This window comes from Vibrio litoralis DSM 17657, from assembly GCF_000426765.1.
GTDB classification, from domain to species: domain Bacteria; phylum Pseudomonadota; class Gammaproteobacteria; order Enterobacterales; family Vibrionaceae; genus Vibrio; species Vibrio litoralis.
In genome coordinates this window covers 99,210-121,653 of record NZ_AUFZ01000023.1, presented here as the reverse complement: position 1 = coordinate 121,653, position 22,444 = coordinate 99,210, and the positions used below count along the sequence as shown (strand labels likewise).

The 22,444-nt window shown below is 40.7% G+C and carries 28 protein-coding genes; 24 read left to right on the top strand and 4 right to left on the bottom strand.

The window, feature by feature from the left end; translation table 11 throughout:
• The first annotated feature begins 5 nt into the window (after positions 1–5).
• Together pstA and pstB are read left to right on the top strand one after the other, a co-directional pair.
• Positions 6–887, top strand: a complete 882-nt coding sequence (gene pstA, locus K358_RS0110205) for a phosphate ABC transporter permease PstA (RefSeq protein ID WP_027696726.1) — start codon at positions 6–8, stop codon at positions 885–887.
• A 118-nt stretch (positions 888–1,005) separates the two neighbouring features.
• Positions 1,006–1,755 (top strand): phosphate ABC transporter ATP-binding protein PstB, encoded by a 750-nt coding sequence (gene pstB / locus K358_RS0110200; RefSeq protein ID WP_027696725.1) that lies wholly within the window; start codon positions 1,006–1,008, stop codon positions 1,753–1,755.
• A 196-nt stretch (positions 1,756–1,951) separates the two neighbouring features.
• Here pstB and K358_RS0110195 read toward each other — a convergent pair whose 3' ends face one another.
• Genes K358_RS0110195 through K358_RS0110185 form a run of 3 tightly spaced genes read right to left on the bottom strand, consistent with a single transcriptional unit; the run spans position 1,952 to position 4,403 of the window.
• On the bottom strand, positions 1,952–2,920 hold the full coding sequence (locus tag K358_RS0110195; RefSeq protein ID WP_027696724.1) for a phage integrase: 969 nt from the start codon (positions 2,918–2,920) through the stop codon (positions 1,952–1,954).
• Between the two features lie 16 nt (positions 2,921–2,936).
• Positions 2,937–3,677 (bottom strand): toll/interleukin-1 receptor domain-containing protein, encoded by a 741-nt coding sequence (locus K358_RS18360; RefSeq protein ID WP_038150068.1) that lies wholly within the window; start codon positions 3,675–3,677, stop codon positions 2,937–2,939.
• A 42-nt stretch (positions 3,678–3,719) separates the two neighbouring features.
• Complete coding sequence (locus K358_RS0110185) at positions 3,720–4,403, bottom strand: helix-turn-helix domain-containing protein (RefSeq protein WP_027696723.1); 684 nt, start codon at positions 4,401–4,403, stop codon at positions 3,720–3,722.
• Between the two features lie 116 nt (positions 4,404–4,519).
• Between K358_RS0110185 and K358_RS0110180 the strand changes: the two genes are divergently transcribed.
• The 7 genes from K358_RS0110180 (at position 4,520) to K358_RS0110150 (ending at position 8,205) form a co-directional block, all read left to right on the top strand.
• Positions 4,520–4,786: a hypothetical protein gene (locus tag K358_RS0110180; protein WP_027696722.1), complete on the top strand. Its 267-nt coding sequence runs from the start codon at positions 4,520–4,522 to the stop codon at positions 4,784–4,786.
• A gap of 92 nt (positions 4,787–4,878) precedes the next feature.
• Positions 4,879–5,088: a hypothetical protein gene (locus tag K358_RS0110175; protein ID WP_027696721.1), complete on the top strand. Its 210-nt coding sequence runs from the start codon at positions 4,879–4,881 to the stop codon at positions 5,086–5,088.
• Positions 5,085–5,306 (top strand): hypothetical protein, encoded by a 222-nt coding sequence (locus tag K358_RS0110170; RefSeq protein ID WP_027696720.1) that lies wholly within the window; start codon positions 5,085–5,087, stop codon positions 5,304–5,306. Before K358_RS0110175 ends, K358_RS0110170 begins: the two co-directional genes overlap by 4 nt.
• Positions 5,303–5,536 (top strand): hypothetical protein, encoded by a 234-nt coding sequence (locus K358_RS0110165; protein WP_027696719.1) that lies wholly within the window; start codon positions 5,303–5,305, stop codon positions 5,534–5,536. The genes K358_RS0110170 and K358_RS0110165 overlap by 4 nt, the downstream gene beginning before the upstream one ends.
• Positions 5,530–7,680 carry a rolling circle replication-associated protein gene (locus K358_RS18355; protein WP_051241275.1) on the top strand — a complete coding sequence of 717 codons (2,151 nt, stop codon included), beginning with the start codon at positions 5,530–5,532 and terminating at the stop codon, positions 7,678–7,680. Before K358_RS0110165 ends, K358_RS18355 begins: the two co-directional genes overlap by 7 nt.
• Positions 7,677–7,928, top strand: coding sequence for a PapB/FocB family fimbrial expression transcriptional regulator (locus tag K358_RS0110155; protein ID WP_027696718.1), 252 nt, complete (start codon positions 7,677–7,679; stop codon positions 7,926–7,928). The genes K358_RS18355 and K358_RS0110155 overlap by 4 nt, the downstream gene beginning before the upstream one ends.
• Positions 7,929–7,968: 40 nt before the next feature.
• Positions 7,969–8,205, top strand: a complete 237-nt coding sequence (locus tag K358_RS0110150) for an Ogr/Delta-like zinc finger protein (protein WP_027696717.1) — start codon at positions 7,969–7,971, stop codon at positions 8,203–8,205.
• A 21-nt stretch (positions 8,206–8,226) separates the two neighbouring features.
• Here the strand turns inward: K358_RS0110150 and K358_RS0110145 are convergent, their stop codons facing one another.
• A complete protein-coding gene (locus K358_RS0110145) occupies positions 8,227–9,657 on the bottom strand; it encodes an MvaI/BcnI family restriction endonuclease (RefSeq protein WP_027696716.1) in 1,431 nt (476 codons plus the stop codon).
• A gap of 394 nt (positions 9,658–10,051) precedes the next feature.
• On the opposite strand from K358_RS0110145, the gene K358_RS0110140 reads away from it, so the two are divergent.
• The 15 genes from K358_RS0110140 (at position 10,052) to K358_RS0110070 (ending at position 22,368) form a co-directional block, all read left to right on the top strand.
• Positions 10,052–11,629 (top strand): DNA cytosine methyltransferase, encoded by a 1,578-nt coding sequence (locus K358_RS0110140; protein ID WP_027696715.1) that lies wholly within the window; start codon positions 10,052–10,054, stop codon positions 11,627–11,629.
• A gap of 328 nt (positions 11,630–11,957) precedes the next feature.
• Complete coding sequence (locus K358_RS0110135) at positions 11,958–13,154, top strand: DNA circularization N-terminal domain-containing protein (protein ID WP_027696714.1); 1,197 nt, start codon at positions 11,958–11,960, stop codon at positions 13,152–13,154.
• The gene (locus tag K358_RS0110130; RefSeq protein WP_027696713.1) at positions 13,151–14,086 is read left to right on the top strand and encodes a tail protein; all 936 of its coding nucleotides are present in this window, start codon (positions 13,151–13,153) and stop codon (positions 14,084–14,086) included. The genes K358_RS0110135 and K358_RS0110130 overlap by 4 nt, the downstream gene beginning before the upstream one ends.
• Positions 14,079–14,555, top strand: a complete 477-nt coding sequence (locus K358_RS0110125) for a phage baseplate assembly protein domain-containing protein (RefSeq protein ID WP_244875249.1) — start codon at positions 14,079–14,081, stop codon at positions 14,553–14,555. Before K358_RS0110130 ends, K358_RS0110125 begins: the two co-directional genes overlap by 8 nt.
• A gap of 15 nt (positions 14,556–14,570) precedes the next feature.
• Positions 14,571–14,768 carry a hypothetical protein gene (locus K358_RS0110120; protein ID WP_027696711.1) on the top strand — a complete coding sequence of 66 codons (198 nt, stop codon included), beginning with the start codon at positions 14,571–14,573 and terminating at the stop codon, positions 14,766–14,768.
• The gene (locus K358_RS0110115) at positions 14,765–15,151 is read left to right on the top strand and encodes a phage GP46 family protein (protein WP_027696710.1); all 387 of its coding nucleotides are present in this window, start codon (positions 14,765–14,767) and stop codon (positions 15,149–15,151) included. The genes K358_RS0110120 and K358_RS0110115 overlap by 4 nt, the downstream gene beginning before the upstream one ends.
• Positions 15,148–16,200, top strand: coding sequence for a baseplate J/gp47 family protein (locus tag K358_RS0110110; RefSeq protein ID WP_027696709.1), 1,053 nt, complete (start codon positions 15,148–15,150; stop codon positions 16,198–16,200). The genes K358_RS0110115 and K358_RS0110110 overlap by 4 nt, the downstream gene beginning before the upstream one ends.
• Complete coding sequence (locus K358_RS0110105) at positions 16,182–16,646, top strand: hypothetical protein (protein ID WP_027696708.1); 465 nt, start codon at positions 16,182–16,184, stop codon at positions 16,644–16,646. The genes K358_RS0110110 and K358_RS0110105 overlap by 19 nt, the downstream gene beginning before the upstream one ends.
• Positions 16,643–17,785: a phage tail-collar fiber domain-containing protein gene (locus tag K358_RS0110100; protein WP_027696707.1), complete on the top strand. Its 1,143-nt coding sequence runs from the start codon at positions 16,643–16,645 to the stop codon at positions 17,783–17,785. Before K358_RS0110105 ends, K358_RS0110100 begins: the two co-directional genes overlap by 4 nt.
• Positions 17,785–18,804, top strand: a complete 1,020-nt coding sequence (locus tag K358_RS0110095; RefSeq protein ID WP_027696706.1) for a hypothetical protein — start codon at positions 17,785–17,787, stop codon at positions 18,802–18,804. The genes K358_RS0110100 and K358_RS0110095 overlap by 1 nt, the downstream gene beginning before the upstream one ends.
• 155 nt (positions 18,805–18,959) lie before the next feature.
• A complete protein-coding gene (locus tag K358_RS0110090; RefSeq protein ID WP_027696705.1) occupies positions 18,960–19,301 on the top strand; it encodes a M15 family metallopeptidase in 342 nt (113 codons plus the stop codon).
• Complete coding sequence (locus tag K358_RS18350; protein WP_051241274.1) at positions 19,301–19,684, top strand: phage holin family protein; 384 nt, start codon at positions 19,301–19,303, stop codon at positions 19,682–19,684. Before K358_RS0110090 ends, K358_RS18350 begins: the two co-directional genes overlap by 1 nt.
• Entirely contained in the window at positions 19,681–20,148 is a 468-nt protein-coding gene (locus K358_RS18805; protein ID WP_051241273.1) for a lysis system i-spanin subunit Rz, read from the top strand. Before K358_RS18350 ends, K358_RS18805 begins: the two co-directional genes overlap by 4 nt.
• Positions 20,149–20,440: 292 nt before the next feature.
• A complete protein-coding gene (locus tag K358_RS0110075) occupies positions 20,441–21,724 on the top strand; it encodes an AAA family ATPase (RefSeq protein ID WP_027696704.1) in 1,284 nt (427 codons plus the stop codon).
• A complete protein-coding gene (locus K358_RS0110070) occupies positions 21,724–22,368 on the top strand; it encodes an RloB family protein (protein ID WP_038150065.1) in 645 nt (214 codons plus the stop codon). Before K358_RS0110075 ends, K358_RS0110070 begins: the two co-directional genes overlap by 1 nt.
• The last annotated feature ends 76 nt before the right edge of the window (positions 22,369–22,444 follow it).

Below are 22,444 nucleotides of genomic sequence, written 5' to 3'. Positions count from 1 at the left end.
GCACAATGAATTTCGCAAAAGACTCAGATTTAATCAAACTAAAAAAACAACGTCAAAATAAAGATCTTATTTTAAATGTATTCATCTGGATTTCGGCAGGCTTAACCGTTGGCTTCTTGTTCTGGATTATCTGGTACATCTTATCCAATGGCCTACAGTACGTAGATTGGAACTTCATTACCGATGACTACACTCGTACGGGTGAAGAGCACGGTATCTTCCCAATGATTGTGGCAACTATTTATATGGTGATTGCCTCAATTGCCGTGGCTGCCCCACTCGGGATTATGACGGCGATTTACTTAACCGAATACGCCAAACCGGGTAGTAAGTTGGTTAAGGTTATCCGCTTTTGTACTGAATCATTAGCCGGTATTCCATCGATCATCTTTGGTCTATTCGGTATGACGTTCTTCGTTGCGGTAATGGGCTTTGGTTTCTCAATTTTATCGGGTGCTCTAACGCTCAGTATTTTGATTCTACCAGTGATTATTCGTACCACCGAAGAAGCATTAATGGCAGTGTCACAAACTTACCGCGAAGGTTCTTACGGCCTTGGCGCTTCAAAAATCTACACTATCTGGCGCTTAATCTTGCCAAGTGCAATGCCAGGTATTCTAACGTCGGTCATTCTAAGTATTGGTCGTGTCATCGGTGAATCTGCCCCGGTTTTCTTAACCGCAGGTATGGTTGCTCGTATCCCAGAATCACTACTTGATTCAGGCCGTACGCTAACCGTTCACCTATATAAATTAACGACAGAGCTATTTACGGTCGATGAATGGAACCAAGCTTACGGCACTGCCACCGTTTTGATTGTGTTGGTTCTCATCATCAATATGTTGACCAAGTTAATCGCTAGTCGCATCAATAAAGCGAACTACTGATTCACACAAACGTAATTTATAAGCTCGTTATTAGCTAACACACGAATTAAACCTTAAATGAATGATAGTAGTGGCTCGATAAATATATCAGCGGCTACCACGACAAAGAGATAACACAATGAATAAATTTAACATCGAAAACCTAGATCTTTTTTACGGCGAAAACCAGGCATTAAAAAGTATTAACTTGCCGATTCCACAAAAGAAAGTAACCGCATTAATTGGCCCTTCTGGTTGTGGTAAATCGACCCTACTACGCTGCTTAAATCGTATGAACGACTTGATCGCAGGAGTGAAAATCACCGGTAAAGTGACCATGGATGAAAACGACATTTATGGCAATATCGATGTATCAGACCTACGCATTAAAGTCGGCATGGTATTCCAAAAGCCGAACCCATTCCCAATGAGCATTTATGAGAACGTTGCATACGGCTTACGCGCTCAAGGGATTAAAGACAAAAAACACATTGATTCAGTGGTAGAAAAGTCACTACGTGGCGCAGCGTTATGGGATGAAGTGAAAGATCGCTTAAAATCACACGCATTTGGTCTATCTGGTGGTCAGCAACAACGTCTATGTATTGCTCGTACCATTGCAATGCAACCTGATGTGATTTTAATGGATGAACCAACCTCCGCTCTTGACCCAATTGCCACGCATAAAATTGAAGAGTTGATGGAATCTCTAAAGAAAGAGTTCACCATCGTTATCGTGACTCACTCAATGCAGCAAGCACGTCGTATTTCAGACCGTACCGCCTTCTTCTTAATGGGTGAACTGGTTGAGCATGATGAAACGCAAATCATCTTCAGCAACCCACAAGATGACCGCACACAAGGCTATGTAAATGGTGACTTTGGTTAATTAACCTGTCCTACCAATTAAAGAGCTAGGCTAACGCAAAGCCTAGCTCAACAAATAACTATAAAAAAGCGATGGAACGTTTGCCCCTTACTGAGGGGCTTTTTTATACCCATAAAAACATATACTTAACTTTAAAAACAGTAAGTTAAGCCATATTACTAACGCATGAAATACAGGTTTTTTAGCATGGTTTGGGTCAAATTGTGGACAAGGGATTAAGCGTGAGTGCTTCATTGAGGTAGTCAGGGGAAAGGTGCGCATAACGCATAGTTTGAAGCACGGTACCATGGCCTAAGATTTTTTGCAGAGTGAGAATATTACCGCCATTCATCATAAAGTGACTAGCAAAAGTATGGCGTAAAACATGTGCTCCCTGCCCTTTTGGTAAATCAAAGTTTTGCTCTCTAAGCATAGAATAAAATGCGCCATAGCAATCTTTAAATAAGCGCCCACTCTTGCCCGTATAAATTTCTTGATATAACTCAGGGCTGATCGGTATCGAACGATTCTTACCATTTTTAGTATCGTGAAAAGTCACGGTACCATTTACGATATCAGAACCTCGCAAGTTTTGCGCTTCTCCCCAACGAGCCCCTGTAGACAAGCAGACTTTAGCGACTTTAAGGTGGTCACCACGCAGAACCGAAAGTAAGTGCCTAATTTCATCTTTACTTAGAAACCCCATTTCCGTCGGCTGCTCTTTTAATTTAGCAATACCTTTTAATGGATGTTCAGCGTGAAATTCATCGACTTTAATTAAAGCAGTAAACACACTACTCAAGCGATTAGAGTTACGATTGATTGTGCTGGGCTTGTTGCCTTTAGCGAGTGCGGATGCGCGATACTCTGAAAAACGTTTAGCGGTGATCTGATATGCCTTTGGGTAGCCCATTTCCTTGTTCATCAATTCAAGGATAACTTTGTCCCTGGTCCCACGTTTCAAATATTGCCCGTGGTGAAAAAACCACAGTTCAATAAGCTCAGTTAAAGAGCGTTTATCCTGCGGTTTCTCTAACCATTCTTTGTTGTTACGGGTAGCCAGTAAGTGACGTTCGTACTGTTGAGCTTCTGCTTTAGTGGCGAATTTTTTACGATAACGCTTACCATCACGGCCTTGTGGACGGCAATCGACTTCGTAGCCGTTTTTAATTGATTTAATGCTCATATATAAAAGTAGTCTATCAACCTACCCAACCTTTCTGAATTGCAAATAATTTTGCTTTCTTCTGAAGATTGATAAACATCTCAGCAATAATATCAATAAAACCATCTTCAACTAATTCTTCCAATTGAAATTCTATTAGTATCTTTGACGCACCCATATGGCTGCATAATGTATCAATAGTCAAGCCTGTATAGTTCTTCTCATAAAACCAAATAATGGTAAATAACACTTTTTCTTTAAAGTCATTATTTTTTTCAGCTAATTTGTTTTCCACAGGTAAAAAAGGATTACTACCTAGATCCGGCTTTTTAAATAATGGTTCACCATGAATTGCTCGAATAAGATCATCAATTACAGCTTCATATTCATCATCATTTGAAAAGTCGATATAAAGCTTAGACTTTAGAAAAGTAGGCACATCTGAAGAACCTTTTTGCCTAATAATAGGAATAACTTTATTGTTATCAATATTAGTCATTAAACTTGATGTTACTATCATTTTTTCATATCCAACGCCTCCAGATCCTTTATTAGCTTTAGCTACATAATTATCAGTACAAACCATAATTATTCGATCTGATCTGTTTAGCGATGTTTCCATAAAATGTGGTAAATCATCGCCAGGTTCTAGGCTCCATGCGTCAATAATTGTATCAATACCGGAGTGCATTAACCTTATAGCTAAATTTAATGACCACTGTTTGTGTTCAACACTATCATGAGAGTATGAAATAAAAACTGTTGGTGTACTGCTCATATTTAACCTTATATAAAAAAACCACAAACGTGGGCATAAAAATCACAAAACCGCTTTCATCACTGTTGTGACCACTTTACCTTCAATCGCAAACTCTTCTAGTTGCTGCTTGGTCAAAGTAAACGGGTCATATTCTTCTGTGTTATCTGAAACCACGTCATAGCTTTCAGCAAGGATGTTGTACTTTAGGCGCTTGATAAAAACATGCTTACCAATTCGAACCACATACACACCATTCTTTACTGGGTGATCCAGTTCGCGGATATCAACTAAGACTTCATCACCATCACTCAAGGTATCTTCCATCGAATCACCTTGGCACGTGATAATCCGGCCTGTTTTCGTGCATAACCCAAAACGTCTAAGCATGTCGCTAGGTAAATAAGTCGTACGAATTTGATATTCAGTGTCTACCAAAGAACCAAAACCACAAGCGGCATAAACGTTGTAAACAGGGATCGGCTCCACTTCAAGGCTAGTCAATTCTCTCATCTCGCCAGCATTACTGTGAAGAGGTGTAATTTCAGCTTCTTGCCCGTACTTGGCTTGTAACTGCTCAATTACATCATTGCTAAAGTTGGAAATGTGATATTCCAAAGCAGTACCTTTTCCACTTGCCTTACGACTTTTCCAATCATTCCTTTTTGCTTTCTGGCTAAGCCCTTGAGGTGAGCTAGGCAGCCCATCTATCTCCATTAACTCAGAACTTAGAAACCATTCGCGCATAAAAACTCCAAAAATAAATTGACATGTTTAAATTAAAATCCTAAGATTCCAAGAATAAACACAACGCAAGTTAACGCATTTAACCGCATTTATTTAATTGATTGAGGATACTACAAATGGCTGTTCCTAATGAAGAAAAAAATCAACAAGCCGTAACAGTTGTGATCCAACCAGATTTATTGCCACTCACGCTTGATGCCTATGCAAGAAAAACAAATCAAACATTGAGAGCAGTTCGTGACCAAGCCCAACGTGGACTAATCCCAACCATTCAACGCGCAAAAGGCACAACCATTTACGTGAACCAAGCGGCAATGGTAATGAGCTCACTTCAAGCTGCTGATTGGGATGTGCGTGTTCCTTCTGATCAGTTTTCTTATTGATGATTATTGGCTTTCAAGCAGAGCCAATTTGAAATGCCTTTATTGCTTTAAAAGTATTTCAAATTTTAAACACACATTCCAAGGGGTTGGACATGAACAGATTTACCAAAGCACTCGCCATTGAAACCGCAATAGAACTCATCAAAGAGCAACGCAAACAAACAGAGCGTAACAACGTAATGTTTGTTCAGCATGGCCTATCTGATTTCGATTTATCGAACGAATCAAACTGCGATAAGAATTTCAATTCACTCATTAATGCTCTTTGTGAAATCAAAGACGATGTTATGGGGGCGGTGTGAACTACTTCATTGTTCACTGCGATGAAACCGGAACCGCTATCCGTAACGATAGCGGTGAGGTGAAAAGCTCGTTAATCGGTGAGTTCGATAATTTTTATGATGCCGCTTGCCAAGCAGAGTTGCAGCTAAATATACGTCATATTCATCGTGGTGTTTTTACTGCAACAAATAAATGTCTATTGGTGCTTATGGATGCACAGGAGTTTAGTGAGTTATGAACACAAGCAGCCCTAATTTAATACATCGTCCCTGCCCTGACTTAGCAGGGTTTGTGATGTCTTCTGAAAAAGTAAAAGCGTCCAGAATCAAGGTGTGTGAATTAAGGCTCTCTTTGTTACGAGAAAAATACAAAGACGAAACACGTGATTACGTTAAAAAAAGCATTGAAAAGCAAGCCAATGTACTAACTGCCACAATAGCCGAACTACAAAAGCAAACATTATGTTAGATGCCAACGACCTCCATTACATTGCTGGGGCGGTCATGCCCCAAGACCAAATCAAAAAACACAATGCCAGTTTCGAGACTGGTTTTTTTAGATCAAAAATCAATGACGCACCAAAACATAGCAAGCAAGTACAAGCGTTAATTGATTCAGGTTTATTTAAATCTATCCCAGTTTATGATCGTGTTATTGGTGCTGAGCCAATTCGTTTAAAAAAACTAAAAGAGACGACTGAGGTTTATCGTTCGATAAATCGAGCCACCGAACACAACCGCGAAGCGGCTGCCGGAACGGCAGAAAGACATAGGCTTGTCAAAGGGCGCAAAAGTCCGACACGTAATTTTAGAGAACGTAGAGCCCGTCAAGAAGCGTTTTTACGTGTGCTAAATCGAAGCAAGCGCCCACGTTTTATTGATTATGACCACAGAGCCAACGGTGACCACTACTCCTTATATGAGGGCGCAGAACTCACCACGCCGCAGGTTCTAAATCATAATGGCCGTAAAGCTATTGGCGAAACCGACAAATCCCCTATTTCAATGCAACTTATGCATCGAGAATGGAATGAAACATTTAAATTTCAGGCGGTCAGGGAAACACCATCAAGCAATGCCCCTGATGTAAACACCGGCAAGCGATTCACAGAAAAACTGACACCACGTTCGGTAAGTCGAATTTTTGAAGCCGCTGCGTACACCGCACAATGTCACGGCGGCTTTACCACGTTCCTGACCCCAACATTTTCAAAAGAACAACGATTAGCCATATTTGGCGGCATGACTGACGGTGAAAAATATGTCAGCGCAGGTGCACACCACCCTATCCAATACAAACGAAACATGGTGACTAAACGCGCAAGCAAAGGCGAGAAGAAATATATGGACCCTGTTTGTGATATTGCCGGCGAATATTGGACCATTCCAAGCAAAGACAATCCCATTCCTAAGTGCATGAACCGAGGCGGTGAAATTGCAGGGGATTATTGCGATTTACGATTCAAGCCGCCGCAAGAATTCACGATGGAAAAAACATTAGAAACCACTATTGGTAAAGAAGTATCGCGATTTTTAGATGGTCTCAAAAAAATGTACCAACGTGGTTGGATAGCCGATCACACCATTCAAAATGACTCTGAAACGGGACAACCATATTGTGACTTAACGTATGAGAAAATTCCCGGTCACTCCAACCCAAGTGAATTTGGTCCCACAAATGTGCCTGGTGATTTTCATTACATTTGGGTTGCTGAATGCCCGGCCAATGAATATGGAGAGCCGAACCCGCATGTGCACATCCTCATTCGTTGGTCTGTACCGCACCATCAATTTAGCCCGTGGGCAAAGAGAATCGAAAGCTTATGGGGACATGGCACGGTAAAGGTCGAAAAATTAAGAAAACCGAAAGCTGCGGGTTCATACATTATCAAAGCCGTGGGTTATGCAGCTAAAGGCGAGAACGGTGGCCAAGGTCTTATTCGTGGCAATCGATACAGCATTGCTAAATGCTCACGTGCTCCGGCATGGGAATGTTTAACCTCATTTGAAGCCGACAACATGATCGCTGTCATCAAAGAAATGGGCTACAAGCTAGACCAGTGGAAAAAGCCACTAAAAAGGCAGGTCAACAAACTGCACTTTGCCAAAAATCAAACCATCAAAGCGAAAGCTATTGCTCAAAAGCAAGGTAAACCAGAAGAGCAATTAAAGAAAATGCAAGCACGGATTATTCGGTTAGAAAAACAAGCCGAAAAGCTCAATCAAAACATCAAAGAAAGAGGTGTGCACGTTAGCGCCGACAATCGCTTTTGCATTACCTTTGAAGGTAAAGACGCTGCAGAGAAAGTCGACCAGTTTATGTTTTGGGCGGCGGGTGCTCGCGGCTGGGGAATGAAATGCCGAGATATGGACATGGCAGATATCAAACAAGCGGCTGATCAACAATACCAACAAGAACGAAACCGGCACATAGACAAACAATGCTATTGGAAAGCCGTCATTAACGATTCTGTACCAATAGCCATAGATGAAGATGAATACGAACGACAACGAAGCTATCACCACTTTCTAAGGGAGAAACATGAAAAAGGTGAATATGTTTATGCAGGAAAACAAACAGCAGCTTTATCAAGAATGGAAAGCGACCAATGAACTATTTATCACAAGGTTTAGAAACCGAAGAACGCTTCCTGCTTCTACTATCGCTGACAAAAATACGCAGTGATAGCCAAGTTAAAGCGCTAAGAATGTATCTGGTTGATGGGTTAAGTTTTTCTTTATCCGCCTCACTCAACGAGATAACTGAGCCGAACTTTCAACGGGCAATGAATCGCCTTGAAAAGGTAGCTGGCACGATAGAAAAAATAAAAGAAATTGACTGGATAAAATCAGTTAAGTGAGAAGTAAACAAGCTCACAAACACGATAAAAGGATCACATTATGTTAATTACTTGCCCTCAATGCTTAACCAAAACACGTATTGCTACCTCTCGCGCTATCTCGCACGAAACAAGAGAATTGTATTGTCAGTGCCTAAACCTAAATTGTGGCAAGACCTTTGTGGCTCATATTTCGTTTTCGCACTTCATTCAATCGACCGGAAAAAAGCCCGACTTTGATTTACAGCCAGAATTACGGAAAGACAATGGTCAATTAGAGATCTTTGAGCATGCATAATACAACTGATATCAAATACAATTAAACTAATTGATATATAATGGGCTCTGGGAACAACAAATCTAAATCCCTTTTATTTATTTTAAATAATGGCCCTTTTTCACTAACACGCCCTTTATCGTTTCTCTTGATTAAATGATCCATGGTAATAACACCAGATTCAATCAATGGCATTAATTGACTGACAATCGGAGATTTTGTGTGAGTTACAGTTAACAACTGAAAAGTCTCAACACCATCAACTAACTCACTTATTGCTTCAACCCAAAACGTTTCAGCATGTTTCTCTTTTAATCTTTTTCGTAATAAGTCTCCCGGCCAAACAGCAACAAGAGTATTCTTATTGTGCCATTCTTGAAGTTCATCCTTCGACTGATCATAGATAAAGCTTAAACCTTGTGAATTTTCTCTCTGAGTTGATATGGTACAATACAGTTTGAACTCACCTTCACGCTCATAACCATATTTATCTAATATTTCAGCACTTTTTTTACATGGGCTTTTTCCCCAGTCTGCAACTTGAGCAAAAAGAGTTGTTCGAGTTTTAACCCCTCTACCTGACTTTATTTCAATGCCCTGATAGTCAGGTTCTTTACTTGAGTTAGCAACAATGCCTAACATCGTTTCTAATGTGTAACCAATAGCAGTATCACCTTGACGTAAAGCTGGAAATGGAGTTTTAGCTAACATTTTAATTTTATAAAGTAGCTCATCAGCAACCCTATTTTCTAAAACAATAAAGCTCGCTAAAAAGTCCTTAATATAAGAATTATCTTTCTTTAATGAATTTTTAAGTAGAGTCGAACTCAAATTTATAAGGTGTGGTATACCTTCCTTAAGGACAATGGCAATTTTATCTTCTGGCTTTGCAAAGTTAGGTAAGCCTCTAAACCACATTCGAGGATCACCCTTTTTAGTTTTAGGTCGATAGAGGCTAACAATAGATTTTGTTATCGCTTCATCTGTTACAAAATAAGCGTCTTTTTGAACCTTAAATTCAGGCCCTTGTTCTTGATTATAATAAAAATGAAAATCTTCTAACTCAAAATGAGTCCGGACAGGCTGTGTAGCATCTAAAATGGATTTTTTAAGTCCCGTAATCGTAGGCTCAAATATTGAGAACTCAGCCCCTACTTTGGTCAGCTGTTTTTTATTATCAATTATTTGTGTTTTTAAATCATTGGCGAGGTCTGCTGATCGATTTTGAGCTATATTCTCAGTCTCGTCATTAATTATCATATCTGGTGGAATAGTATCCACTAATAGACTAAGGCTATTAGTCTGCTCATTTTTTTTTAATTCTTTTTGGAAAGAAGGCCAATCATTAAACCCAAATGAAACACTGATTATTTCTAGTGCCTCTGAATGTGTAATCCCTTGTTCTTTCTTTAGTTTTTTAGCTCGTTGCTTGATTCGGTCAATAGTAGGTAGGTTAGTACTCGATGTACTCATGATGTCGCCCCAACGTCTGGAATTAATAATCAACATTGGGTACGCATTAGCGCTTTTTATTAAGGCTCCCCTTCTCAGCCCAACATAGACGTCAGCGAGGTGGGACACAGTTGAACCACCTAAACGGATGTCTAAGTAGATAAATAACGATTGGGTTGTTTTATCGAAGTCAGTCACAACTGCAAATAGACACCAACATACATGTCGATTTATCTACAGAGAGGACCAGAAGGGGTCTTTACACTTGATGGTTGGCTGCTCTCATTAGCCTTGAATAACAATACATTAGTGAAAGATTACATGTCAATGTACATAACCAGCATAAATTAGGCCTGGACATTTGCTAAATGATTGAATAGAATCCTCCATCTAAATTTAAAATACTGGGTTTATTGTGAATCATATAGAATTATTTTCCGGCTGCGGTGGCCTTTCTCTAGGACTTGAACATAGTGGTTTTGAGCTAACAATGGCAAACGAACTTTCTCCTATGGCAGCCGAATCATTTGCCTATAACTTCTTTAATGAAAACCTAGAAGAACTCGCAAAAAAAGGGCAAAAAGCCCAAAACACACTGTGGTTAAACAGTAACTTTGCAGAATTGAAACCAAGACTACGTGAAAACCCGTTCACTTTTCCTGCATTTGATGATGTTGGTAATAGCGACATTCCTAATAGTCCAGAAGAATTACAAGGCAAATTAGTTGTTGGTAGTATCGTTGAATTAAACCGTTTATTAGATTCAGATAAAGAGCTACTAACACAATTAAGAACGGCATTTGGTTCGACCAATGGACTTGATTTAGTTTCTGGAGGCCCACCATGCCAAAGTTTTAGCATGGCAGGTCTCCGTAAGCGAGATTGTGAGAAAAATACCCTCCCTTGGGAATTCGCCAAATTTGTTCGACATACTCAACCTAAAATTGCCATGCTTGAGAATGTGACTGGAATTCTGCGTGCTTTCAAAGATGAAGAAGGTAATAGTTTTCATGCTTGGTATGAAGTTGCGAAGGTATTTGCTTCTATTGGATATGTGCCGCTATGCCTACACATCAATGCAAGATTAGCTGGAATAGCGCAAAACAGACCTCGATTTATAATGATCGCGGTTAGGCTTGATCATTACAACTTTATTTCGAAACACTTTGAAAATGGCAGTTCAAATAAACAATTATTTGCCCCATCATTAAATTTTTATAACCTAGTTCAACAAGTTGGCGATGGCTTAGAATTTGGACACTTAGACTACTTTGATGCGACAAAACCACTACATCGTCCACTATTTGAAAAATCATTTTTAGCACCTTTGGTTAATGGAAATAATGTTACTGTTCGTGATGCACTTGACGATTTAAAACAAAATTCTCCATCGGGGCCTTCGGAGTTTATTACAACTCTTAATACAACATTTGAACATCTGCCTCAAAGAACCGAACTGTTTAACCATGACTTTCGCAATAATGGAGAAATCGTTCAACGCAGATTTAGGTTATACCAAATCCTGCAATCAATTAATGACAGTTCAATAACCAAGCAGGTTTTCAGTATCCTAAAAGGTAACTCGACTGAGTTAGCTGATGATGTATGGGAGATCTGCCGCACATATAAGTACCTTCACAAAAATGGAGAGTTGTTGCCATTTGCGACTAAACAAGGGTTTATTGATTACCTTCTAGCTCATCCAACAAAAAAACAAACTCAAAGAGCTCTGGTAGCGAATGCTCCAGCTCCTGCTGCATTATCCATTCCTGATGATGCTTGTCATTATGATGAACATGAATTACGAGTCTTAACTGTTCGCGAAATGGCTAGGATTCAGTCGTTTCCAGACAACTTTGTTTTCCGTTCTAAAGTAACAACAGGAGGACAAATGAGAAAGTTTGAAGTACCTCAATATACCCAAGTTGGGAATGCGGTCCCGCCATTATTAGGCTTAAAGCTTGGCGAATGTCTAATTCAACTACTCACCTAAATTTTGTATTTTACTCATACTTATTATCCGAAAGAGGCTAATTGTAATTTCCATTAACCTCTTTTTAAAATACTCGTCTGAAAGATTTAAAAAACGCACGTTTGCGATCTCTAAGGATCTCTAAAACCCTCATCTAAAACAGCCCTAAGTTCCCGTCACACAAAGACTTGCCCATAATATCCATAACCTAACCAATTGCGCCTATTTTTCGTTTTTTTATAGGTCTGAATTTTGGTGGGGAGGAGGGGGTGAGTCCGAATAAGCCAATATGGCACCCACCCCGATGCTATTTTCTGCCGCTCTGAGCGAGCTTTAAAGGTTGTGGCGTATGTGGGAAAGGAAATACGAACAAGGCCGCTGGAATGGGCTCACGCTTAATATACTGAGCACTGCGCTAGATGGCGGAAAGCGTCTTCAAGTTTCCGAAATCCCTTATGCCGATTTGCCGAACATTAAGGTCATGGGCAGCGCTGCCAATAAGATTGATATTGATGTCGTGTTTGTGGGAAACCATTCACTTAATGACGCCAATGCTTTACTCGACAACTTCAATAAAACCCCTCGCGGCGAGCTTGAACACCCTTGGCTTGGCGAGCTGTCTTTAGTCTTTAAAACCTATTCACAAAAAATCAGCACCACATTAGGTGTGGTCACATTAAGCCTGTCGTTCATTCGAGATGCTAACCGCGTTTCAACGATAAGCACCCAAACCGTAACCACTACCCTCAAAGAACAAACCGACGCCGTTGAAAGCCTTTCGACTCAAAGCTTTGTTAATGACGTCGATGGTATGAGTATTAGCGACATCCGCAGCTTGCAAACTGATTTCACCGAACTGGTGGGAGACCTCACCGGTATCGCCACCCAGCTCAATGTACCAAGCCAAGTATTGTCCTCATTAAACCAAGAGATAAACAGCGCAATGGTCGCCATTTCAAGCATAGCCAATGCGCCGGCACAATTTGCCGAGCAGCTCAGTCGAACCATTGACAGTGTCGCCGATGCAGTGCAATCAGAAGATAACACTGCCAATGAAGCGGTTGATCACTCACGCATGGCACAAGCGATCATGTTAGACAATATCAACCCAAGCACACCGAGCGCCCATTACAATATTCAGACGACCGTGGCGGCGGTCAAAATGAGTAAAGACATTGTGCATTTGGAAGAAATGCCTTCTTTTAATTTGGTTGATGCCACGACACAACCGGCGATCACCATCAGTGATATAAACCACATTACCGTCCAGCTTGATGCGTGTATTACCGATGTCACCACCGTCTCAACGTTAGAAAGCCTAGAATTATTTGATGCATTAACGTCATTAAAAGAAAACGTCAGTGCTCAAAGCAACAAAGTCGAAAAAGGAAGTACGCCCAAAAACTATATAGAACTCGCCCGCTTTCAACCCGCTCTTACCATTGGTCACAGCACCGACAGTGATGAAGCATTAATTACCGCGCTTAATCCGCAACAGCACCCCTTGTTCATTCGTGGCCATGTTGCCGTGGAGGTTAGCCAATGAGTCAGCTCACGATATTGATTGATAAAAAACCGACGGTCTTTCTCAGCGCTGAATTGAACTACGACATAGAACAATTGGCGCATACCTTTCGCTGCAGTATTGAGCCGATGACGATTACCCGACCACTACCGGTTGAATTTAAATTAGGTGATAAACGCATCTTTTCAGGCGCGATTGATACCGCATCCACATCGACGCAAACCAGTTCCTACTCGATGGAAATTTCAGGTCGTTCAAAAAGTGCCAACATGATTGATTCACGGATTACGATGGATGCTCAATACGGCCAAACCTTGGAAACGCTATTGCGCAATGTTGCGAGAGAATTTGGACTCGATGTCACAAGCCTGGTCGAAACTCAAATCGTCGAAGAGTTTCAAATTAACGCTGAATCTCCCGTTGATAACCTTGCGCAGCTCGTCAAAGAGCAAGGCTTTATCTTAGTGGAAAGAGACAGTGTATTAACGCTTGAAAAGCCAGCACATGCCGCAATCAATACGGATGCCTTAGAAGTCGGTCTTAACATTGAATCCTTAAACCTAGAGCGCAACTTCACTAATCAGTTCTATCACATCGAAGTGCAAGGCCAATGGGATGATGCGCATGCGGTGGTCACTTATGCACCCGCCAACACCACGCGAAAAACGGTGTTTGTTTGCGACCAATTACAAAGCACAGAAGCTTGTCAATCACGCGCGGTTTATGAGCGCTCTCTTGCAATAGCAAAAGGGCTCAATGCCTCTGCTTCCATTGACAACCTCATTTATGAACTAACTGGCAATGCCATCAATCGCACCATTCGAGTGAGTGATACATATCAACGCTTTAATGAAACGCTCTTGATCAAGTCCATTGCCTTATCCGTTGATGATTCCGCGGTAAAAACATCATTAACCCTATTCCGTCCTTTTGCCGAGCAAGCCAATGTCTAATCAAAGCATGTTTAACCGATTAATGAGCCGCATAAAGAACATGATTGTGATCGGCTCTGTCACGGGGGCGGAAACCAAAATGCTACAAATCCAAACCTCAACAAATCGAACCAACGACCGCATTAAACGCCTGCACAATTACGGATTCATGAGCCGGCCAAAAGTGGGCGCTCGTAGTTATGTCTTATTTCTTGGCGGTGTATTGAGCCGAGGCGTTTCGGTATGTACCGAAGATGAACGTCATGAAATGGAATTAAAAGAAGGCGAAGTGGCGATGCTCGATGACAAAGGCAACCTCGTTCACTTTACCAGTAATGGCATATCCATCACCTCTCTTGGTGATGTGACGGTGAATGCCAAAAACATCAAATTAAATAACGGTACCGGCGTTATCACTTGCGCAAGCATTTGCCCTTTCACCGGTAGTGGCCACGTCGATGGTTCAAAAACCGTGACCGCTGAAAAATAACCCTAGAGAGTGACCATGCCAATTTCAAACAGCTCATTAAAAGCCAAAATCGTGACACAGATGAAAGGGAAAGGATTTGTGACCGAAGGTGAATTTGCCAAGTCCGCTGATTTAGCCGAAGCCATAGCGAACGCAGTCGTAGACGAAATCACATCCAATGCCGTTGTAGTCGTGAACAAAGGCAGTTCAGCCGGGAGTTATAAAGTCACATGAATCATTTTACGTTATCTTCATTAACCTCCCCAATAAGCAGCCAAGATGGTCTCAAACATGCGGTTCTGCAAAGCATTTTAAACCATGCCGAATCGACCAAGAACGACCGCGCTCGCATGAATAATCACGAGCGTGGCGGCGTATGGTTTGAGCAATATGTTACCAGTGTCGGCTCGCGAGATTGGACACTGCAGCGTGAGAAAAATACCGAGCAAACGGCAATCAGAGCAAAGCGCTTTTATGAAGAAGCGCTGCAATGGCTCGTCGATGGTGAATATATCGCGGCGCTTAAGGTAGATGTTCAAAGGCTATCCGATACCACACTGGCTCGAAGCGTCACATTGACATTAAACGACGGCTCTCAATTTGAGGTACCTTTATGAGCACACAACGTAGCCTGCAAGCCTTAATAAACCGAGCAACTTCAACGCTAATTGCAACCACAGGGCAAAATAACCCCGCGATTCATGCTATCGCTTGTGCCATTGCTGGCGTGAGTTATGGCCAGTATGGGTATCAAGATCAACTCTTTCGAGAAATGCAGCCCGAAACAGCCTCTGAGCCTTGGCTGTATCTGCATGCTCAGCGTAACGATGTGGAAAGATTGCAACCTTCTTGCGCCCAAGGCTTTGTGCAATTTGAATCATTAAGCGAGCCGGTTCTTATCCCTCAATTTACTCTTTTGATCGACAAAGCTGGGAATGAATATCAAACGCTAGACGCTCAAATGTCAAATGAAGACGTGGCCACTTTCGCCCTACTTTCTGGTGTGGATGGCAATTTACCTGCAGGTAGTCTTTTATCGTTGGCTAAAGCCATTAGTGGTGTGAGTCCTGACAATGTGCTTTGTTTAGGGTTTGATGGCGGCGCGCCGATTGAAGACACTGAACACTGGCGAGAGCGTATTTGCACCGCTTCTAATCAAGGCGAGGAAATCGGACGTCGTGAAGATTACGAAAGCTGGGCGCTGTCCGCTCATGCTGATGTCGATTACGCGTGGGCGCTGGATAACACACCAGAGCGTGGGCTTGTTCAGGTGTATATTGGTGCAAGAGAAAACGACCCAACACTTGGCCCAGAAGTCATCGATGCTGTTCAGCAATTTATTGATAAAGAACGCCTAGCCGGTTGCCACCCAACAGTGGATATTCCGACTCATAAGCCCATTGATATTGAAATTCAAAACGTGCAAGACGAAGCCACTCGCGCCGACATCATCGTCGCATTAGAAGGGCTATTTAAAGATAAGATGGGACAACGTGACGAATCGGTCAATCCACCGGTGCAAGTCAGTATCACCCCGACTGAAATCGTCCTTGCCATTGCCCCTATCACCAGTAATTACATTGTGAAGCAACCGACTGAAGAGCAATTTATTACCGATAGTGAAATTCATGTGCTTGGGGAGGTGATATGGACACCTCTGACTTAGTCATTGATTGCACCGCCCAAGATTTTGAACAAGCCATCCGGCACTTATTACCTCAAGGACAATATTGGCAAGAATCAACCAATGTCGAGCTAAACAATGTCATTGCTGGCATGGCCATTGATTTCAAGATCACACACGATGAAATTCAATTAGCCCTACTCTCTGATTTTTCTGAAAGCTTATTTGGTTGGAAAATTGCAGATTATCAAAGCCTTCTCAACCAAAGCACAACGGGGTTGGTGTTTGACGATAAAGCGCAACCGAACTTAATCATGGTGGCATTGGTCGCAAACAGTCGAAGTGAAACCGCTTTTTATGATTTTGAGCGCGTTCGGCTTCCCCACACTGAAATTCAGTGGATAGCCAAAACTCTAGCGACAGAATACGTACAAGCGGCCAATGCTCACCACATTCGAAATATTACTAAACATGAGGTCACATCATGAGTCTCGTCATTACCGATGCTGGTATTGCCGCATCAATTAACGCCCAAACGCTAGGCGTAGAATATAAAATTACTCATATTGCGATTGGTCTTGAGGGTTATTTACCTACCGTAGACCAAACCGAATTGAAGCAAGAATTCATACGAAAGCCATTAAGCCGAGGCGCGATTATCGCTCCTGGTCAATTGCATTTTGAAGCGGTATTTGATGATAACTCTGCTTTTGAAGGTAAAGAGATTGGCTACTTTTTAGAGGATGGAACGCTCTTTGCGGTCGATAGCCGTGATGGTGAAATCCTATCGCTAAAGCGCTCAAATACCATCATCACCGAAGCCTTTGAGCTCAACCTTGCCGGCTCTGAAATTAGCAATATCACCGTTGAAATAATGGGAACGCCGTATGCAACCGAAACCGTTGCCGGCATAGCGAAAATCGCAACTGAGGCAGAAGTCGCGGCTGGGGTGGATGATGAAAAGATAGTGACGGCTAAGAAGCTCAAACTTGTAGCTTACCCTGTAGGCTCCCCCATTCCTTGGCCAAGTGATGTTTTACCTGTCGAGGGCTATTGGGCATTCATGAAAGGGCAAGAATTTGACACTGAAACCTATAAAACACTAGCCAACATTTACACCAATGGCATCCTTCCTGACATGCGTGAACTTGCCATTGTAGGTAAAGGTGATAATGACATAATTCTCGCTTATGAAGCTGATGGGGTTAAATCTCATACGCACAACATTACCGTCTCTAATAAAGATTTAGGTTCAAAATCAACCAGTTCAGATTCTCACACGCATAGTCGAGGTTCAATGGAGATTACTGGCCGTGTGAGTGAATTAGCGGCTCAAGGTGGGGCTGGTAAATATGGCATTACATCGAGTGGCGCTTTTTACAAAACAGGTGGTAATGGCGAATTTGGATTACCAGACAGTCAAACAACTGAAGCTCAAAAACTAAACGATAGCAATATTCTTGATTTTAAAGCCTCAAGAGCATGGTCTGGTACAACATCAAGCGATAGCCATGTTCATTCTGTTGTTATTGGCTCCCACAATCATGCCGCTACTGCTTCGCCTTTTGGTAATAACCACAACACTATTCGTAACCGTAAATTTAATTATATTGTAAGGCTTGCATAATGAGAGAATTCTATAAGACAACTCAAGTTATAAATGTATCGTTTTTTAATGCCAATGGTATATGGGAAGGGAACGGTGAAGAATCAGTAGCGGCTGGAACTAAATTACCACCTTATTGTACCGATATTTTATACACGCCAAGCAATGAAGGTAAGTGGGGAGTATTTAACAGCGAAAATGGTAAATGGAGTGAAATAAACGATATGCGTGGCACTCCATTTTGGGACATACAAGGAAATAGCTATGTTATCCAAGTCGTGAACGGTGACATACCAGATTGGGGCGTAACTATAGCGCCACCAAAATGCGAAGCTAATGAAGCTCTACGTTTTGATGGTAACGCATGGCATGTTCTTACCAATATATTTTGGAATGAACATGGATATGAGTTTCCAATTGGTGACGCCATTGAATTACCAGAATGGGCGATTACAACGCAACCACCGATTTATGATAGTAAAAATCAAACCATTTTATTTAAAGATAATAAGTGGCTTACCTATGACATTCTCATTGGCACACCGTATTACATGGAAAACGGTGAGAAGGTATACGTAACAGATATTAATTTTGAATTACCTCAAAATTGTAGCTGGAACCCTAAACCCGAAATAGTGAAAGGGTTTGATTTTGTTCTCATAGATGGAGACTGGGTTCAAAAAGAAGATCATCGAGATAAACCTATTTGGGAAAAAGCGACAGGTACTCGCTTTATAATGGGGGTACTAGGTGAAATTCCTGATGAATACACTCTTGAGCAACCTCAAACCCAGTGTGATGAATGGATTAATGGGAAATGGATAACAAACGACCAAAAATATTACGAGCTGCAAATACAAGAAGTCGAATCCACACGTCGCGCGCTTTATACCAACGTTGATGCCTTACGTAATGAGGCAGCCATGATACGGCTAACCGAAGGTGATGAAGCTAAAGCCCTAGACTACGAACAACAAGCCAAAGATTTATATCTAAAGATTCGTGATGAGAACCCGTGGCCAATCTCACCATCAGAATGATATAACTCACTCTAAATCAAACATTATTAGCCTCTATTGATTCATACCTTAGAGGCTTTTTCCTATCTATTACATATAGAACGATCACCGATATATCCTCCCTTCTTCGCGCGATAAGCTAAAGCTCAAATTAAATAACCAAACACGAGCACCCTATGAGCTTATCTAAAAAACAACGTGCCTTTACTCGCATGATTGGCGAACTTATTCAATACGCCTACAACGCAGGTTATGAACTCACTTTTGGGGATGCTTATCGCGACCCTCGCGTATTTGGTGAACAAGGAGTCAAAAAAGGTTACAGCGCTATCAACAGCAACCACAAAATCCGCTTAGCGGTCGATTTTAACCTGTTCGTTAACGGCGAATACATCACCACTGGCGAACACCCAGCCTATCTTGATTTAGGCCAATACTGGGAATCGCTAGGTGGCAGTTGGGGCGGTCGTTTTAATGACGCTAATCACTTTTCACTTGAACATCAAGGACACAAGTAATGCCATATAAAGAGCCCGGTAACTATTCATTAATCACTTACATTTGGATGTTGCTCATTGCTTGTTGGGGCGGCGCTGCGAACTATATTAGCCGTATAAAAAGCGGTAATGAGCCTTCATTTCGATTTCTTACCCTTCTGGGTGAATTGTGCATTTCTGGTTTTTCTGGATTACTCACATTCTATCTGTGCGTGCACTACCAAATAGAGCCTTTAATCACTGCCGTGTTCGTGGGGGTATCGGGGCATGCCGGGGGTAAAACGGTACAGGTTTTAGAGAATGTTCTTAACCGACAACTGCAAGGTATCAACATCAAATTTGGCAGCGGAAATGATATCAACGGCACACAACCTGCAATCAAAAAAGAAGAAGATAAACCATGAACATTTTAGCGAACGTTAAATCTATTGGGCTTATCGTCTTGGTGTCCATATTGGCTTTTTTGCATCTTAAAAATAATCAGTTGGAAATTGACTTGAATGAGGCTCAACGCCAAGTTAGTGCACAGTTGATTACGATCAATGGCATGAATGCACAAATTGCCAAAAACAAAAAATTAGATGAACGCTTACAGCAGGAATTAAGTAATGAAAGGAATAAAATCGACGCTATCAATAGCGACATTGAGCGTGACCCTAGCAGGTTGCGCATCACCGACGCCAATTGTCCAGTGCCCAACCACGCCGCCACCGCCAGCGTGGTTGATGCAGCAGCCGCCAAATCTGCAGAACAGCTTAGACAAAATTATATTCGTCTCAGACGAGAAATCGTCACCGTCAACACCCAAATAAAGGGACTACAAGGTTACATTGATAACCTACCAGTCGAATGTATTACAGGAAGCTAATATATATTTATGGAAATACGCTTGAAGGTTCTAACTCAAAATTTGCATATTACTTAATCATCATTACTTCCATTCTGCAAAATCATTTAGTTCACGCATTGTTCTGGTAGTCGTACTAATTCATTTTTTTAAAATACGCGAGCGACTTTACTTAAATCAAATCATTCATATAACTCTACCAACTGCCCCCCCTCCATTTTCACATTAAACAGAAATTATCATTCATACCTTTCATTTTCAGGCTAAAGAAGTTAAATTTAACAAAATAAGTCAAAAAAAGAGCTTAAAGAAGATGCTAATACAGTTTTCAGTAAAGAATTTCCGTTCAATAAAAGATGAAATCACCCTTCAGCTCATCAAAGGTTCAGGTAACGAACTATCAAAAACAAACACCTTTGATGTAGATGCTAAAGGTGCGGCAAACATGGGGTTAGTAAGAAGCGCTGTTATATATGGTGCAAATGCTGCTGGAAAATCAAATATAATCAAAGCATTAGCCGAGATGAAATGGTTAGTAAGTTCTTCTGCAAGTAAGCTCCAGTCAGAAGATACTCTTGATGTGGAACCTTTTATGTTTGCATCTGATTCAATCAGCCAACCTACTGAATTTGACATTGATTTTATAATTGATGGCACACGATACCAGTATGGCTTTAGTGCGACCAAACAAAGGATTATTGAAGAGTGGTTATTTGCTTATCCAAATGGTAGAGCTCAAACATGGTTTAATCGTGAATATAATGAAGAAAGCCACGCATACATTTGGTCTAAAGATAGCTACTTAACTGGCACTAAATCTGTATGGAAAGAGGCAACTAGAGATAACGCCTTATTTCTATCTACAGCTATACAGCTAAATAGTAAGCAACTGGAACCAATCTATACATGGTTTACACAAAAGTTAAATGCCGTTGGTTTTGATGGTATAGACCCTACTTATACAGCAAAGAAAATACACGAAAATAAAGATATCAAAGATGTATTGGACTTCCTCAAAGCTGGCGATCTCGGTATAGATGATATCCAAGTTGAAGCTAAAGAGTTCAACTTATCCGAATTACCCGATGGCCTTCCTACTGAATTAAAAAAAGCAGTAGCCGAAAAACTAAAAGATACAAAAACACTAACAGTAAAAACTGGGCATAAGTCACTAAATGGTGGTATTCATTATTTAGATCTAAATGATGAATCTGATGGAACTCAAAGAATATTTTCTCTTGCTGCTCCATTAGTTGAAAGTCTCGAAGAAGGTTTGGTTGTATTTATAGATGAATTACACAATAGCCTCCACCCATCAATGGTGAAGTTTTTGGTTTCACTGTTTAATGATCCAATTAAAAATAAAAACAATGCTCAATTGATTTTTACTACACATGAAACATCAATTTTGAGCCAAGAAGTATTTAGGCGAGATCAAATTTGGTTCTGTGAAAAAAATAAAGAACAATCCACATCAATATATTCATTGAGCGATTTCCATGTTAGAAAAGGCATTGAAAATATTGAACGCAACTATTTATCTGGAAAATATGGTGCTCTTCCATTCATTAAAAAGATTTTCATGGATGATAAATAATGGCTAGACAACCGAAAGGTTCGAAACGAACTTCAAATAAAAAAGATCCTTATGATAAAATTCTTATTGTTTCCGAAGGATCAAAAACCGAACCTAATTATTTTAATGAAATAAAAAATCTATATGAGATATCATCATTAAATATCATTATAGATGGCGACTGTGGGTCAAGTCCCATTTGTGTTGTCAATCATGCAAAAGCCTTAGCAAAAAAAGAAGAGAAGTTAGGTTCTCCTTTTGATAAAGTCTTTTGTGTTATAGATAAAGATAATCATACTTGTTATTTTGAAGCACTAGATAAAATAAAAGCTCAAAAAGGTGATGTATTTAAAAGTGTCCAATCTATACCATGTTTTGAATACTGGCTACTGTTACATTTTGAATACACAACACGTGCTTATGTATCTCAAACAGGTAACAGTGTTGGTACTCAAGTAATTAGAGACTTAAAAAATAAACCAGGAATGGGAAGTTATGAAAAAGGTGAAAAAGGAATTTTTATAAAATTATTAGATAAATTAGAAACTGCAAAAATAAATGCTACGAATGCGCAAAATTCAGCAGAAAAAAATGAGTGTGATAATCCATCCACACAGATACATACTCTTGTTGAATACCTACAAAACATTAAAAACAATCATTAGAACTGCAGATCCTAGGCCTTAATATTATCTATGATAAAACTAAGACCTAGGATTATGCTATTACTTCTTGAGATTT